At 66.9% G+C, this 14,195-nt stretch carries 12 protein-coding genes and 1 tRNA gene; 7 read left to right on the top strand and 6 right to left on the bottom strand.

Going from position 1 to position 14,195, the window contains the following annotated elements; translation table 11 throughout:
• Positions 1-45: 45 nt before the first annotated feature.
• The 6 genes from L1081_RS07065 (at position 46) to L1081_RS07040 (ending at position 7,045) form a co-directional block, all read left to right on the top strand.
• A complete protein-coding gene (locus tag L1081_RS07065) occupies positions 46-1,194 on the top strand; it encodes a PilT/PilU family type 4a pilus ATPase (protein ID WP_489415794.1) in 1,149 nt (382 codons plus the stop codon).
• Positions 1,195-1,210: 16 nt separating this feature from the next.
• Positions 1,211-2,386 carry a succinyl-diaminopimelate desuccinylase gene (dapE, locus tag L1081_RS07060; RefSeq protein WP_489415793.1) on the top strand — a complete coding sequence of 392 codons (1,176 nt, stop codon included), beginning with the start codon at positions 1,211-1,213 and terminating at the stop codon, positions 2,384-2,386.
• Positions 2,383-3,264, top strand: coding sequence for a 50S ribosomal protein L3 N(5)-glutamine methyltransferase (prmB, locus tag L1081_RS07055; RefSeq protein ID WP_489415792.1), 882 nt, complete (start codon positions 2,383-2,385; stop codon positions 3,262-3,264). The genes dapE and prmB overlap by 4 nt, the downstream gene beginning before the upstream one ends.
• Before the next feature lie 152 nt (positions 3,265-3,416).
• Positions 3,417-5,381, top strand: coding sequence for an ATP-binding cassette domain-containing protein (locus L1081_RS07050; RefSeq protein WP_489415791.1), 1,965 nt, complete (start codon positions 3,417-3,419; stop codon positions 5,379-5,381).
• A 22-nt stretch (positions 5,382-5,403) separates the two neighbouring features.
• Positions 5,404-5,907 carry a hypothetical protein gene (locus L1081_RS07045; RefSeq protein WP_489415790.1) on the top strand — a complete coding sequence of 168 codons (504 nt, stop codon included), beginning with the start codon at positions 5,404-5,406 and terminating at the stop codon, positions 5,905-5,907.
• A 469-nt stretch (positions 5,908-6,376) separates the two neighbouring features.
• Complete coding sequence (locus tag L1081_RS07040; RefSeq protein WP_489415789.1) at positions 6,377-7,045, top strand: S24 family peptidase; 669 nt, start codon at positions 6,377-6,379, stop codon at positions 7,043-7,045.
• Positions 7,046-7,104: 59 nt separating this feature from the next.
• On the opposite strand, the gene L1081_RS07035 is transcribed toward L1081_RS07040, so the two are convergent.
• The 5 genes from L1081_RS07035 to tolB all read right to left on the bottom strand — a co-directional run bounded on the left by L1081_RS07035 (position 7,105) and on the right by tolB (position 10,622).
• Positions 7,105-7,180: transfer RNA gene (locus tag L1081_RS07035), tRNA-Lys, on the bottom strand.
• 60 nt (positions 7,181-7,240) lie between these two features.
• Positions 7,241-8,071, bottom strand: a complete 831-nt coding sequence (locus L1081_RS07030; protein ID WP_489416746.1) for a ThiF family adenylyltransferase — start codon at positions 8,069-8,071, stop codon at positions 7,241-7,243.
• A gap of 31 nt (positions 8,072-8,102) precedes the next feature.
• Positions 8,103-8,852, bottom strand: a complete 750-nt coding sequence (gene ybgF, locus L1081_RS07025) for a tol-pal system protein YbgF (RefSeq protein ID WP_489415788.1) — start codon at positions 8,850-8,852, stop codon at positions 8,103-8,105.
• On the bottom strand, positions 8,852-9,370 hold the full coding sequence (pal, locus tag L1081_RS07020) for a peptidoglycan-associated lipoprotein Pal (protein ID WP_489415787.1): 519 nt from the start codon (positions 9,368-9,370) through the stop codon (positions 8,852-8,854). Before pal ends, ybgF begins: the two co-directional genes overlap by 1 nt.
• A gap of 25 nt (positions 9,371-9,395) precedes the next feature.
• On the bottom strand, positions 9,396-10,622 hold the full coding sequence (gene tolB / locus L1081_RS07015; protein WP_489415786.1) for a Tol-Pal system beta propeller repeat protein TolB: 1,227 nt from the start codon (positions 10,620-10,622) through the stop codon (positions 9,396-9,398).
• A 251-nt stretch (positions 10,623-10,873) separates the two neighbouring features.
• Between tolB and msbA the strand changes: the two genes are divergently transcribed.
• Positions 10,874-12,658 (top strand): lipid A export permease/ATP-binding protein MsbA, encoded by a 1,785-nt coding sequence (gene msbA / locus L1081_RS07010; RefSeq protein ID WP_489415785.1) that lies wholly within the window; start codon positions 10,874-10,876, stop codon positions 12,656-12,658.
• 7 nt (positions 12,659-12,665) lie between these two features.
• Here msbA and rng read toward each other — a convergent pair whose 3' ends face one another.
• Positions 12,666-14,192 carry a ribonuclease G gene (gene rng / locus L1081_RS07005; RefSeq protein ID WP_319426165.1) on the bottom strand — a complete coding sequence of 509 codons (1,527 nt, stop codon included), beginning with the start codon at positions 14,190-14,192 and terminating at the stop codon, positions 12,666-12,668.
• Positions 14,193-14,195 lie beyond the last annotated feature (3 nt).

Below are 14,195 nucleotides of genomic sequence, written 5' to 3'. Positions count from 1 at the left end.
GCCTTTGTCCCGTTAGAAAACAACAGCACCCGAGGAGAGAGACCGATGAACATGATGGAGCGGATTCTTCGTTTGATGGCCGAGCGCAAGGCCTCCGACATCTACCTCTCGGCGCACTCCCCGGTGCTGATCCGCCTCAACGGCACCTGCGTGCCGATCAACGCCCAGGTGCTGCCGGCGACCGCGCCGCTCGCGCTGCTGGCCGAGGTGGTGCCCGAAGCCCGCATCCAGGAGCTGGAGCGAACCGGCGAACTCAACATGGCCGTGATGCTCGAGGGCGCCGGCAACTACCGCATCAGCGCCATGCGCCAGCGCGGCAGCTATGCGGTGGTGGTGCGGCACATCGCCTCGACCATTCCGAGCTTCTCGGACCTGAACCTGCCCGACATCCTCAAGACGCTCATCATGGAGAAGCGCGGGCTGATCCTGATGGTGGGCGCGACCGGCGCTGGCAAGACCACCACGCTGGCCTCGATGCTCGACTACCGCAACGAGCACGCCACGGGCCACATCCTCACGGTGGAAGAGCCCATCGAGTTCACCTACACCAACAAGAAGTCGCTGGTGAACCAGCGCGACGTGGGCAGCGACACCGAGTCGTTGCAGGTCGCGCTCAAGAATGCGCTGCGCCAGGCGCCCGACGTGATCCAGATCGGCGAGATCCGCGACCGCGAAACCATGACGGCCGCCATTGCCTATGCGCAGTCGGGCCACCTGTGCGTGGCCACGCTGCATGCCAACAACAGCTACCGCGCGCTCAACCGCATCCTGAGTTTCTTCCCGGTCGAGGTGCGCCCCACGCTGCTGGGCGACCTGGGCTCGGCGCTGCGCGCCATCGTGTCGCAGCGGTTGCTGCGCACGCCCACCGGCGGCCGCGTGCCCGCGCTCGAGGTCATGCTCAACACGGCCCTGGTGGCCGAGCTGATCGAAAAGGGCGACTTCTCCGCCGTCAAGGAAGCCATGGAGCAATCGATGGCCGAAGGTTCGCAGACTTTCGAAGAAGACATTGCCCGTCTCGTCACCGAAGAGCGCGTGACGCGCGAGGAAGGCCTGGCCCAGGCCGACTCGCCCACCAACCTGATGTGGCGGCTGCAGAACCGCGCCGCGCCCAAGCAGAAGACCGAAGACCGCAGCCTGACGGATCAGGTCGACGAACCCACCTTTACCAACATCACGCTCGACGTGAAGTTCTGAACACAGCCTTCCGCCGATGTCCCGTACCCTCCAGCTCGCCGAGCAACTCATCTCGCGCTCCTCGGTCACCCCCGACGATGCGGGTTGCCAACAGATCCTCGGCGAACGGCTGGCACGGTTGGGTTTCACGCTCGAGACCATCGAAAGCGGCCCGGCCGATTTCCGCGTGACCAACCTGTGGGCGGTGCGCCGCCCGGCCGGCAGCGCGCCGACGAAGACGCTGGTGTTCGCGGGCCACACCGACGTGGTGCCCACGGGGCCGGTCGAGCAGTGGACCAGCCATCCTTTCACGCCCACCCACCGCGGCGGCAAGCTCTATGGCCGCGGCGCGTGCGACATGAAGACCTCGATCGCGGCCTTCGTTGTCTCCATCGAGGAATTCCTTGCAGCCACGCCCGATCCCGGGCTCACGCTCGCGCTGCTGCTCACCAGCGACGAGGAAGGACCGGGCGTCGACGGCACCGTCATCGTCTGCAACGCGCTGGCCGCGCGCGGCGAAACCATCGACTACTGCATCGTCGGCGAGCCCACGGCCGTCGAGCGCTGCGGCGACATGATCAAGAACGGCCGCCGCGGCACCATGAGCGGCAAGCTCACGGTCCACGGCGTGCAGGGCCACATCGCCTACCCGCACCTCGCGAAGAACCCGGTGCATGCCGTGGCGCCTGCGCTGGCGGAGCTGGTGGCCATCAACGCCGCGGGCGGCTGGGATGCGGGCAACGCCTACTTCCAGCCCACCAGTTGGCAGATCAGCAACTTTCATGCAGGCACCGGCGCAAGCAACGTGATTCCGGGCAGCGCGGTCATCGACTTCAACTTCCGCTTCTCGACCGAATCAACGCCCGAGTCCTTGCAGCGGCGCGTGCATGCCGTGCTCGATGCGCACGGCGTGGACTACGCGCTGGCCTGGACCATCGGCGGCCTGCCCTTTCTCACGACGCCCGGCGAACTCGTCACCGCCGTGCAGGCGGCCATTGCCGACGAAACCGGCATTGCCACCGAGCTCTCGACCAGCGGCGGCACCAGCGATGCGCGCTTCATCGCCAAGATCTGCAAGCAGGTGGTCGAGCTCGGCCCGGTCAACGCCAGCATCCACAAGATCGACGAGCACATCGACGTGGCCGAGATCGAGACGCTGAAGAACATCTACAAGCGCACGCTGGAGCGCCTCGAAGCGTCGCTCATCCAATGAGCACTGTCATCGAGCTGATCGAGGCCGGCGCCAAGCGGCTGGAAGAAGCCGGGGTCGCCTTCGGCCACGGCACGGCCAACGCCTTCGACGAAGCCGCATGGCTGGTGCTGTGGCGCCTGAAGCTGCCGCTGGACGACATCGACGCGGTGGCCGACAAGGCCGTCTCGCCGGCCGATGCCGGCAAGGTCGCGGCGCTGCTCGACGAACGCATTGCCACGCGCAAGCCTGCTGCCTATCTCACCAAGGAGGCGTGGCTGCAGGGCGTGCCCTTCTACGTGGACGAGCGCGCCATCGTGCCGCGCAGCTTCATCGCGGAGCTGATCGCCGACGGCAGCATCGACTACTGGCTCGGCGAGCACACGCAGCGCGTGCTCGACCTGTGCACGGGCAACGGCAGCCTCGCCATCCTCGCGGCCATGACCTATCCGGACATCAGGGTCGATGCCGCCGACCTGTCGGTCGAGGCGCTCGAGGTGGCGGCCATCAACGTCACGCGGCACCAGCTCGATGCGCGCATCAGGCTGGTCGAGTCCGACGGCCTCGCCAGCCTGCCTGGTCCCTACGACCTGGTGCTGTGCAACCCGCCCTACGTGAACAGCGCAAGCATGGCCGCCCTGCCCGCCGAATACCGCGCCGAACCCGAACTGGCGCTGGCCGGCGGCACCGACGGCATGGACTTCGTTCGCCAGCTGTTCGCCGACGCGCCTTCCCGCATGAGCGAAGAGGCCGTGCTGGTGCTGGAAATCGGCAACGAGCGCGAATACTTCGAGGCCGCTTTCCCGCAGCTCGAAGTCGTGTGGCTGGAAACCTCCGCGGGCGAGGACCAAGTCCTGCTCGTGACCCGAACCGCGCTGCTGGCCGGTGCCGGCGCGCGTTAGCTGCGCCCGCCCACGCCCCTTTCCGCCCTTCCCGCCGCTTTCCCGCAGCACGGCTGCGGCCCTTCTTCTCCGGGTGGTGCCCTCCCCATTTGCCCCTTCGCGCCAGGCCGCCACGGGCCGGGCGGGATAATCGCCCCTACGGTTCCTATTTCATGATTACTCTCAAAAACGTCATTCTTCGCCGCAGCGCCAAGGTTCTGCTCGACGGCGCCACCGTCACCATCAATCCCGGTGAGAAGGTTGGCCTGGTCGGGCGCAATGGCGCCGGCAAGTCGACCCTGTTCGCGCTCTTCAACGGCTCGCTGCACGAGGACGGCGGCGACTTCTACGTGCCCAAGCAATGGCGCATGGCGCAGGTGGCGCAGGACATGCCCGAAACCGAGGAGTCGGCGACCGACTTCGTGGTGGGCGGCGACACCCGGCTGACCGAGCTGCGCGCCACGCTGGCAGCCATCGAGGCTGCCTACGAAGCCAACCCCGACGACGCCGACATCGGCATGGAGCTGGCCCACGCCTACACGGATCTCGCCGACGCCGGCGAGCACGACGCCGTGCCGCGCGCGCAGGCGCTGGTGCTCGGGCTGGGCTTCAAGTCGCACGAGCTCGACGAGCCCGTCAACAGCTTCTCGGGCGGCTGGCGCATGCGCCTGCAGCTGGCCCGCGCGCTGATGTGCCCGAGCGACCTGCTGCTGCTCGACGAACCCACCAACCACCTGGACCTGGACGCGCTCGTCTGGCTCGAAGCCTGGCTGCAGAAGTACGCCGGCACCATGATCGTCATCAGCCACGACCGCGAGTTCCTCGATGCCGTGACCGACGTCACGCTGCACATCGCCAACGCCCAGCTCACGCGCTACGGCGGCAACTACAGCAAGTTCGAGGACATGCGCGCGCTGCAGATGGAGCAGCAGCAGGTGGCCTTCTCCAAGCAGCAGGACAAGATCGCCCACCTGCAGAAGTTCATCGACCGCTTCAAGGCCAAGGCCAGCAAAGCCAAGCAGGCGCAAAGCCGCGTCAAGGCGCTGGAGCGCATGGAAAAGGTCGCGCCGCTGCTGGCCGAGGCCGACTTCACCTTCGAATTCAAGGAGCCGGGCAACATCCCGAATCCGATGCTCTCGATCAGCAATGCGAGCTTCGGCTACAAGGCCCCGGAAGATGGCGAAGGCGAAGAGCCCAAGACCATCCTGCGCGGCGTCAGCCGCTCGGTGCTCGCGGGCCAGCGCATCGGCATTCTGGGCGCCAATGGCCAGGGCAAGTCGACGCTGGTGAAGACCATTGCGCGCGAAATGGGCGCGCTGGCCGGCCAGGTCACCGAGGGCAAGGGCCTCAACATCGGCTACTTCGCACAGCAGGAACTCGACGTGCTGCGCCCGCAGGACAACCCGCTCGAACACATGGTGCGCATGGCACGCGAACTGGGCAGCGCCGTCAAGGAAAGCACCGGCGAGCAGGCCTTGCGCGGCTTCCTCGGCAGCTTCAACTTCAGCGGCGACATGGTGAAGCAGCCCGTCGGCACCATGAGCGGCGGCGAGAAGGCGCGCCTGGTGCTCGCGATGATGGTCTGGCAGCGCCCCAACCTGCTGCTGCTGGACGAGCCCACCAACCACCTGGACCTGGCCACCCGCGAGGCCCTGGCCGTGGCCCTCAACGAATTCGAGGGTACGCTGATGCTCGTGAGCCACGACCGTGCGCTGCTGCGCTCGGTGTGCGACGAGTTCTGGCTCGTGGGCCGCGGCGTGGTCGCCGATTTCGACGGCGACCTCGACGACTACCAGCGCTACCTGCTCGACGAAGCCAAGCGGCTGCGCGAAGAGGCCAAGGTGGCCGTGCGCGAAGCCGCCAACACGGCCGCCCCGGCGCCCAAGCAGGACGTCCAGGACCGCCAGCAGCGCAGCGACCAGGCCAAGCCGATCAAGCGCGAGATCGCGCAGATCGACGAACGGCTGGTTGCGGCCGGCGCCGAACGCACCGCGCTCGAGGCGCGCCTGGCGCAGCCTTTGCCGCCAGCCGAGATTGCCGAGGCGGGCAAGCGGCTGAAAGCCCTCAACGACGAAATCGGCCGCCTCGAAGAGCGCTGGCTGGCCCTGTCGGACCAGCTCGAGGCGCTTGCGGCCTGAACCTCCGAAGGAGACTTCCTGCATGCCGTCCGCCATCGAACTGGCCCGGGGTGACGAAAAGCTGATTGCGGCCATCCACCGCAGCCGCCGCCTGATCGGCCGCAAGGCGCTGATGGCCGCGGCCGCCAGCGCCGTGCCCCTGCCCGGCATCGACTGGGCCGCCGATGCGGCCCTGCTCTCGCGCCTGGTGCCGCAGATCAGCGCCGAGTTCGGCCTGTCGGTCACCCAGGTCGAAAAGCTCGCGCCGCACCAGCGCGAGCGCATCCAGAACGCCGCCACGACCGTTGGCGCGCTGCTGGTCGGCAGGCTCGTCACGCGCGACCTGCTGATCAAGCTCGCGCGGCATGCCGGCGTGAAGCTCACGGCCAAGCAGGCTGCCAAATACGTGCCGATTGCCGGGCAGATCGTTTCCGCTGCGCTCGGCTACGCAGCCTTGCGCGCTCTGGGCGAGCAGCACATCAAGGATTGCGTGCGCGTGAGCGCGACGCTCTCTCTACCGCCTCCCGGACCGCACGCGCCCGCCTGAAGGCGCTGTCGTCGAACAGCGCGGTCCCGATCCAGGACGCGGCAACAAGGCCTGCACCCCCCAAGCCCGCCAGGCCCTCATCCCGCGAGCAAAGGCCATGGAAAAGCGCCGCGACCGACAGCAGCGCCAGCAGCGCGCACAGCGCGCGGTCGAGCCACAAGCCCCGTGGCAACGGGCTTCGCACGATTCAGCTCGGCAGGTGAATTCGGTCCTGGCGCGGCATCACGCTGCGCGCGCATGCGGACCCGATCCTGCGGATTCGAGGCGGTGCCGGATGACGGCTTCGCCCTTTGATTTGCTTGTGCGTCAGCCTCACGGCTTTCGGCGCCAGCACCAACTTGCGTGGTTTCATGGCAAATACTCCCTTTCAACTATTCTAGGAGTCCAAAGTGAATATTCGCCTGCGCTTAAATCGGCGCCCATGGAGACTATTGCAGCGCGCGCATTGGCAGCGCGCAAATACGCCAGGATGACTCAGAAGCAAGCCGAAGCGGCTTCAGGCGTCAAGCAATCCAACATCTCGAAGATAGAACGCGGCGACACCGGCCGCTCGATGGCCCTGCTCGCGCTGGCACGCGCCTACCGTGTCGATCCCAACTGGCTCGACACCGGCGACGGCCCCGCGCCGTGGGACGTCCCCCAGCCCCATGCGGCGCGCGACAACGCCAGCGAACCTCCAGGCGCCTACCGGGTCACGCGCACGCCGCCGTCGGGCCCCTCCTTCAATCCCGGCACGCCCGGCACCGTTCCCCTCATCGCGTGGACGCAAGTCGCCTCATGGAAGGGCGCCGCGCAAGGAGCGATCCAGGCCGAGCGCTGGCTTCCCTGCGTTGCGCATCACAGCCCCGGCAACACGTATGCACTGCGCGTGCGGGGCGACAGCATGACCGCGCCGAGCGGCCACCTGAAGAGCTATCCCGCGGAGTCGATCATCTTCGTCGACGCGCAGCGAACGACCCCCGAAGACGGCGAGCGCATCATTGCCAGGCTCGATGCAAGCAACGAAGTCACCTTCAAGGTCTTCAAGCAGGAAGACGGCCGCCGCTGGCTGCTGCCGCTGAATCCGAAGCACGAGCCGATCCGCGCCGCGTTCACGGTGCTCGGCACCGTCGTGGGGAAGTGGGAAGACGAGGACTGACGCCGATCTTCTGCGGGCAATAAAAAAGCCGCTCGATGGAGCGGCTTTTTGTATGGGTCTGGTAGGACGTACTGGATTCGAACCAGTGACCAACGGATTAAAAGTCCGCTGCTCTACCAACTGAGCTAACGTCCCGGAACCATTTTTTCTTTTTCGTTTTCTCTCTACCGGCGTTGAATCCGGCAAAGCCAAAGATTATAGCGTGGCGTTGCTCGCAATCTTGTCGAGCACCCAACCTGCTGCGCATTGGCCGAAAGTCGCGGTCACGCTCACCACCGAACCATAGCCATGGCAGTTGAGCGAACCGTCGCCTTCTTCGATGGCGCAGGAGGCATCGGGCGGTGCGACGCTCTCGCGGCTGAAGACACAGGCGACGCCGATCTTGCGGCCCTCGCGTGGAGCGCCATGCTCCTTGCGAAGGCGCTGGCGAAGCTGGGCCAGCAGCGGGTCGTGCGTGACGAGCGCGAGATCGTCGATGTCGACCTTGTGCGCCTGCCGCTTGCCACCGGCCGCGCCCACGGTGATGAAGGCGGTGCGCGATGCACGCGCCCATGCGGCCATCGCGAGCTTGGCCTTGACCTGGTCGCAGGCATCGATGACAGCCGTCGCGGGCCCGTTGGCAGCCTGCGCCGCGTCGAGCAACGCTGTCCAGTTGCCCGGCTCGACGAATTCATCGAGCGCGAGCACCTTGCAGTCGGGGTTGATCTGCGCGATGCGGTCGCGCATGGCCTCGACCTTGGCCTGTCCCACGGTCGCATCGAGCGCGTGGATCTGCCGGTTGATGTTCGACTCCGAGACGTGATCGAGATCGATCAGCGTGAGTCGCCCCACGCCGCTGCGCGCCAGCGCCTCGACCGCCCACGATCCCACGCCGCCGATGCCGGCGACGAGCAGGTGGGCGTTGCGGATGCGCGCGGCACCGGCCACGCCGTATAGGCGTTCGAGGCCGCCGAAGCGGCGCGCGAAGTCGGGCGCCGCGGTGTCGGTGACGACATTCGCGGCGGCGGTCGACGCATCAGGAAGGATGGCTGCGTTCAAGCGGAGGGCTCCGCCGTCGCTAGCGCAGGCGCGAGAGACGCTCGCGGCCCGCCTGGGCGGCTTCGGATTGCGGATAGGCCTTGGTCAGGTCTTCCAGCGTGCGGCGCGCGGCGCGCGTGTCCTTCAGCTCGATCTGGCAGTTGGCGATCGACAGCACGGCCTCGGGAGCCTTGGCGTGGTCGGGCGCAAGCGACAGCATGGAGCGGAAGTTCGCGATGGCCTCGTTGTAGTTGCGCGTGGCGTACTGCGCATTGCCGAGCCAGAACAACGCCGAGGCGTTGTAGCCGCTTTGCGGGTAGCGCTTGACGAACTCGGCGAACGCGGTCTGCGCCTGCGCGAACTGGCCGGCGCGGAAGATGCCGAGGGCGGCATCGAAGTCGGCCTTTTCCTTGGGGTCGGCGGTGAACTCGCGGCCATCCACGGACACCTTCGTCGGCTCATTCTGCTTGAGCCGGTCGTCGATGGTGGTCTGGCGCGACTGCATCTCGGCCACGGTGCGCTGCAGCTGCTCGTTCTGGCCGGTCATGCGCGCAAGATCGCCCCGCATCTGCTCGATCTGGTTTTGCAGGTCGAGCAGGCTGCGGCGCAGCTGGCCGTTTTCGTCGGCAAGGCGCTGGTCGGTCTGCTGGCGCATGGCCTCCACGCGCTGGCGCAGGTCGAGGATGGCGCGCCGCGCCTCGTCATCCTCGAACAACGCAGCTTGCGAGCCGACCGAAACGCAAAGCAAGGCAGCAGCCAGTGCCGCGCCTCGCAACAGGGTGTGTTGCATCACCGGGTGTAGCGGATTTCAGCGCGGCGGTTCTGTGCCCAGGCTTCTTCGCCCGAGCCCTGGACCGCCGGCTTTTCCTTGCCGAAGCTCACGGCTTCGATCTGGGCGTCGTTCACGCCCAAAAGCGTCAACGCGCGGCGGACGGCTTCGGAGCGCTTCTGGCCCAGTGCAAGGTTGTACTCGCGGCCGCCACGGTCGTCGGTGTGGCCTTCGATGGAAACGCGGCGCTGCGGGTTGGCCTTGAGGAAACGGGCGTGGCCGTCGATCAGGGACTGGAACTCGGGCTTGACCGTGTAGCTGTCGTAGTCGAAAAAGACGATCCGTTCGATACCGACCGGACCTTGCGCGGTACCGGCATTGGGATCGATGGTGACGGGCGCCACGGCGCTCGCGCTGCCCTGCTGGCCGCCGGCGGTGCCGGAGCGGTCGGTCACCGGGGTGTCGGTGAGCTTGGTGCCCGACGAGCAACCGGCAATCAGAGCCACGATGGCCAGCGAATAAATCGTACGTTTCAACATTGGGTACTCCTCAAATAAACCTTGGTCATTGCTTTTGAAACGGACCCCAGTCCGGTTCTCTTATGTCTCCGCCCTGTCCCGCCAGCCGTGCCTTTATTTTTCCATCCAGCGTGGTCGTCATGAGCGCTTCGCGGCCTTGCAGGTGCGTTGCGTAGACGATCAGCTTGCTGTTGGGGGCAAAACTCGGGCTCTCGTCTGCCGAGGTGTCGGTGATGGCCGAGACATTGCCGGTGGCCAACTCCATCACATGGAGTTTGAAGGCACCGCCAACGCGAGAGATGTAGGCCAACCACCGGCCATCGCCGCTGACAGAAGGAGAAATGTTGTAGGTGCCGCTGAAGGTGACACGCGTCGGCGCACCGCCGCTTGCGCCCATCTTGTAGATCTGCGGGGCACCGCCGCGATCGCTCACGAAGTAGATCGTGCTGCCGTCGGCCGAGTAGACGGGCTCGGTGTCGATGCTGGCGCTCTGGGTCAGCCGGCGCGGCTCGCCGCCGCCCGCCGGGATCGTGTAGAGCTGCGAGCCGCCGTCGCGGCTGAGCGTGACGGCCAGCGAGCCGCCATCGGGCGCCCACGCCGGCGCGCTGTTGGAGCCGCGGAAATTGGCCAGCAGGCGGCGCTGCCCGCTCGCCACGTTGTGCACGTACACCACGGGCTTGCGCGACTCGAAGGACACATAGGCCAGCTGCTGCCCGTTGGACGACCAGACCGGCGAGATGATGGGTTCCGGGCTTGCGAGCGCGGCCTGCGCGTTCTCGCCGTCGGCATCCGCCACCCACAGCGAATAGCGGCTGCCGCCCTTGGTCACGTAGGCAATGCGGGTCGAGAAGATGCCCTTGTCGCCGGTCAGTTTTTCATAGACGTAGTCGGCAATGCGGTGCGACGCGAGCCGCAGGTCGCCTTGCGGAACGGTGTAGCTCTGGCCGCCGAGGTCTTGTCCGCGCACCACGTCCCAGAGGCGAAAGCGCACGTCGAAGCGGCCGTCGCCCAGGCGCGTGACGCTGCCCACCACGAGCGAATCCGCCGTGCGCTGGCGCCACAGCGCGAGATCCGGTCGCGAGGCTTCGTCCAGCGCTTGGCCCGAAGCATCGACGCCGCGGAACTGGCCGCTGCGCTCCAGGTCGGCCTGCACGATCTCGGAGATCTTCTGCGGCGAGGCGTCCTGCCCCTTGAACGGAACCAGCGCAATGGGCAGCTGCGTCAGCCCGACGCCCGAAACCTCGACCCGGAACTGGGCGAGCGCGGGCAGCATGGGAGTTGCAGCAAGAGCCGCAATCAAGGCGCGGCGTGCAAAAAGCGATGAAGAAGGAGTTGGAATGGAAACTGGCAACGGCTTGTTCATGCGGTTCGGAGATGTTTCGGGGCAAAAAGTTCTACCCGGTGCGACGGGCCACATGTTACACACTGGTTCGATCGTGCCGTCACAAAACGTGTATTGGGCGATGCGGTCCTACATGGCAGCCCTCCAAGAGCCCTTCGGTGGGCCCCGTAGAATCCGCCGCCATGCAAGCATCCCCCGGCAGTGAGACCGCACGTCCTCCCCTGACCCGCCGGCTGGCGCGACTCATGACCTGGTTCGGCGGCTCGCGCCACTGGTGGGCCGTCGGGCTCATCGGCGCCCTGCTGGCGGCCATTACAGAGCCCTTGATGGCGGCCCTGCTGAAGCCGCTGCTCGACCGCGGCTTCAACCGCGGCCAGCTGGCGCTGTGGATCGTGCCGGCAGCCGTGCTGCTGCTGTTCGCGGTGCGCGGCATCGCGCAGTTCATTTCCCAGTATGCGCTCTCGCGCATCGCCAACGAAGGCATGCAGCGGCTGCGCCGCGTGCTGTTCCAGCGCCTGCTGGCGGCCGAGCTGGCCCTGTTCTCGCGGCAGTCGGCGAGCGCGCTTTCCAACACCGTGGTGTACGAGGTGCAGACCGGCTCCATGCTGCTGGTGCAGGCGCTGCTCGGGCTTTCGCGCGACGGCTTCACGCTGATTGCGCTGCTCGCCTACCTGGTCTATTTGAACTGGAAGCTCACGCTCATCGTCGCCTTCCTGGTGCCGAGCATCTCGTGGATCATGAAGGTGTTTTCCAAGCGCCTCTACCGCCTGACGCAGCAGGGCCAGCAGGCCACCGACGAACTGGCCTACGTGGTGGAAGAGAACGTGCTGGCACACCGCATGGTGCGGCTGCACGGGGCCGAGGCTGCGCAAGGCGAGCGCTTCGAACAGCTGAGTCAGCGTCTGAACCGGCTGGCCGTGAAATCGACCATTGCGCAGGCCGCCACCACGCCGCTCACGCAGATGATGGCCGCGCTCGCGTTGTCGGTGGTGGTGATGATCGCGCTCTGGCAGAGCGGCGAACAGGGCTTGACCGTGGGCGGGTTCGTCGCCTACATCACAGCCATGCTGATGCTGATCGCGCCGATCCGCCGGCTGGCCGACATGGCCGCGCCCATCACGCGCGGCCTCGCGGCGCTCGAACGCGGCCTGGTGCTGATCGACGACGTGGCGCCGGAGCCGCAGGGCAGTTTCACCATCGAACATGCGCAAGGCCGCATCGAGCTGCGCGGCGTCGAGGTCAGCTACCGCGGCGATGACGAAGCCCGCGCCCTCGACGGCGTAAACCTGATGATCGAGCCGGGCCAGGTGGTGGCTTTCGTCGGCCCTTCGGGCTCGGGCAAGACCACGCTGGTCAATTTGCTGCCGCGCTTCGTGCTGCCGAGCGGTGGCCAGGTGCTGCTCGACGGGCACGACACCAGCGAATGGGAGCTCAAGAGCCTGCGCGCGCAGTTCGCGATGGTGAGCCAGGACGTGGTGATGCTCAACGACACGCTGGCCGCCAACGTGGCGCTGGGCGCGGCGGTCGATCGCGAGCGCGTGCAGCAGTGCATAGAAGCCGCCAACCTGGCCGCCCATGTCGAAAGCCTGCCGCAGGGCATCGACACCGTGCTCGGCCACAACGCCACGCAGCTTTCCGGCGGCCAGCGCCAGCGCCTGGCCATCGCGCGCGCGCTCTACAAGAACGCGCCCATCCTGCTGCTCGACGAGGCCACCTCGGCGCTCGACACCGAATCGGAGCGGCTGGTGCAGGACGCCCTGCAGCGCCTGATGCAGAACCGCACCACGCTGATCGTCGCGCACCGGCTGTCGACCATCCAGCATGCCGACCGCATCATCGTGATGGAGCAAGGCCGCATTGCCGAACAAGGCAGCCACGAGCAGCTGATGGCGCTGGACGGGCTCTATGCCCGGTTGCAGACGCTGGCGATGCGCAGCGCGACGCCGGGGCAGGACCCGACGCTCTGACAAGCCTTCAGAGCAGCACGATGTCGTACTGGCCCTGCCCGATGGCGGGCTCGGACTGCAGCGAAATCGGCTTGCCGATGAAGTCGCTGAGCCCTGCAAGATGCTGGCTTTCCTCGTCAAGGAACAGCTCGATCACTTGCGGCGACGACACGATGCGGAACTCGCGCGGCGTGAACTGCCGCGCTTCGCGCAAGATCTCGCGCATGGCGTCGTAGGCCACGCTGCGCGCCGTCTTCACGATGCCCTGCCCGCCGCAGGCCGCGCAGGGCTCGCACAGCATGTGGGCCAGCGATTCGCGCGTGCGCTTGCGCGTCATCTCGACCAGACCGAGCTGCGAAAAGCCGCCCGCCGTGGTCTTGACGCGGTCGCGCGCGAGCTGCTTGCGGAACTCTGCCAGCACCTGCTCGCGATGGTCGTCGCGCCCCATGTCGATGAAGTCGACGATGATGATGCCGCCCAGGTTGCGCAGCCGCAGCTGGCGCGCAATGGCCTGCGCGGCCTCCAGGTTGGTCTTGAAGATGGTGTCGTCGAAATTGCGCGCGCCCACGAAGCCGCCGGTGTTCACGTCCACCGTGGTGAGCGCCTCGGTCTGGTCGACCACGAGGTAGCCGCCCGACTTGAGTTCGACGCGCCGGCCCAGCGCCTTGGCGATTTCCTCGTCGACCGAATACAGGTCGAAGATCGGCCGCTCGCCCTTGTAGTGCTGCAGCTTGCCGGCTGCCTGCGGCATGTATTCGAGCCCGAACTTGAGCAGCACCTCGAACTGCTCGCGCGAATCGATGCGGATGGTCTGCGTGTCTTCGCTGGTCATGTCGCGCAGCACGCGCTGCAGCAGGCTCAGGTCCTGGTGCAGCAGCGACATCGGCGGCATCCTGCTCGATGCCTCGCGGATGCGCGACCAGGTCTTGCGCAGATAGGCGATATCCTCGGCCAGTTCGGCATCGGACGAATCTTCGCCGTTGGTGCGCAGGATGAAGCCGCCCGTGTTGGCAGGCACCACGCCGCCGCTGTCGGCCGCCGCGGCGGCCTCGATCAGCGCAAGCATGCGCGTGCGCAATGATTCGCGCTGGTCCGAAGGGATCTTCTGCGAAACGCCGATGTGGTTGTCCTGCGGCAGGAACACCAGCAGCCGGCCGGCAATGCTGATCTGCGTGGAGAGCCGGGCGCCCTTGGTGCCGATCGGGTCCTTGATCACCTGCACCAGCAGCGACTGGCCTTCGAATACCTGCTTCTCGATGGGCACCATCGGCCCGCCGTTGCGGTGGTCGCGCTCGGGGGCCGGCGCACTCGGCCGCGAGCCCGGTGTGAACGGCGCCACGATGTCGGCCACGTGCAGGAAGGCCGTGCGCTCGAGGCCGACGTCGATGAAGGCCGACTGCATGCCCGGCAGCACGCGCGACACCTTGCCGAGATAGATGTTGCCGACCAGCCCGCGCTCCAGCGTGCGTTCGACGTGCAGCTCTTGCACCGCGCCGTGCTCGACCAGCGCCACACGGGTCTCCTGCGGGGACCAGTTGATCAGGATGTCTTGCATGAG

The organism is Variovorax sp. MSC1_012 (assembly GCF_023667525.1).
In the GTDB taxonomy this organism is placed as follows: domain Bacteria; phylum Pseudomonadota; class Gammaproteobacteria; order Burkholderiales; family Burkholderiaceae_C; genus Variovorax; species Variovorax beijingensis_B.
This window is presented reverse-complemented; position numbering and strand designations above follow the sequence as displayed.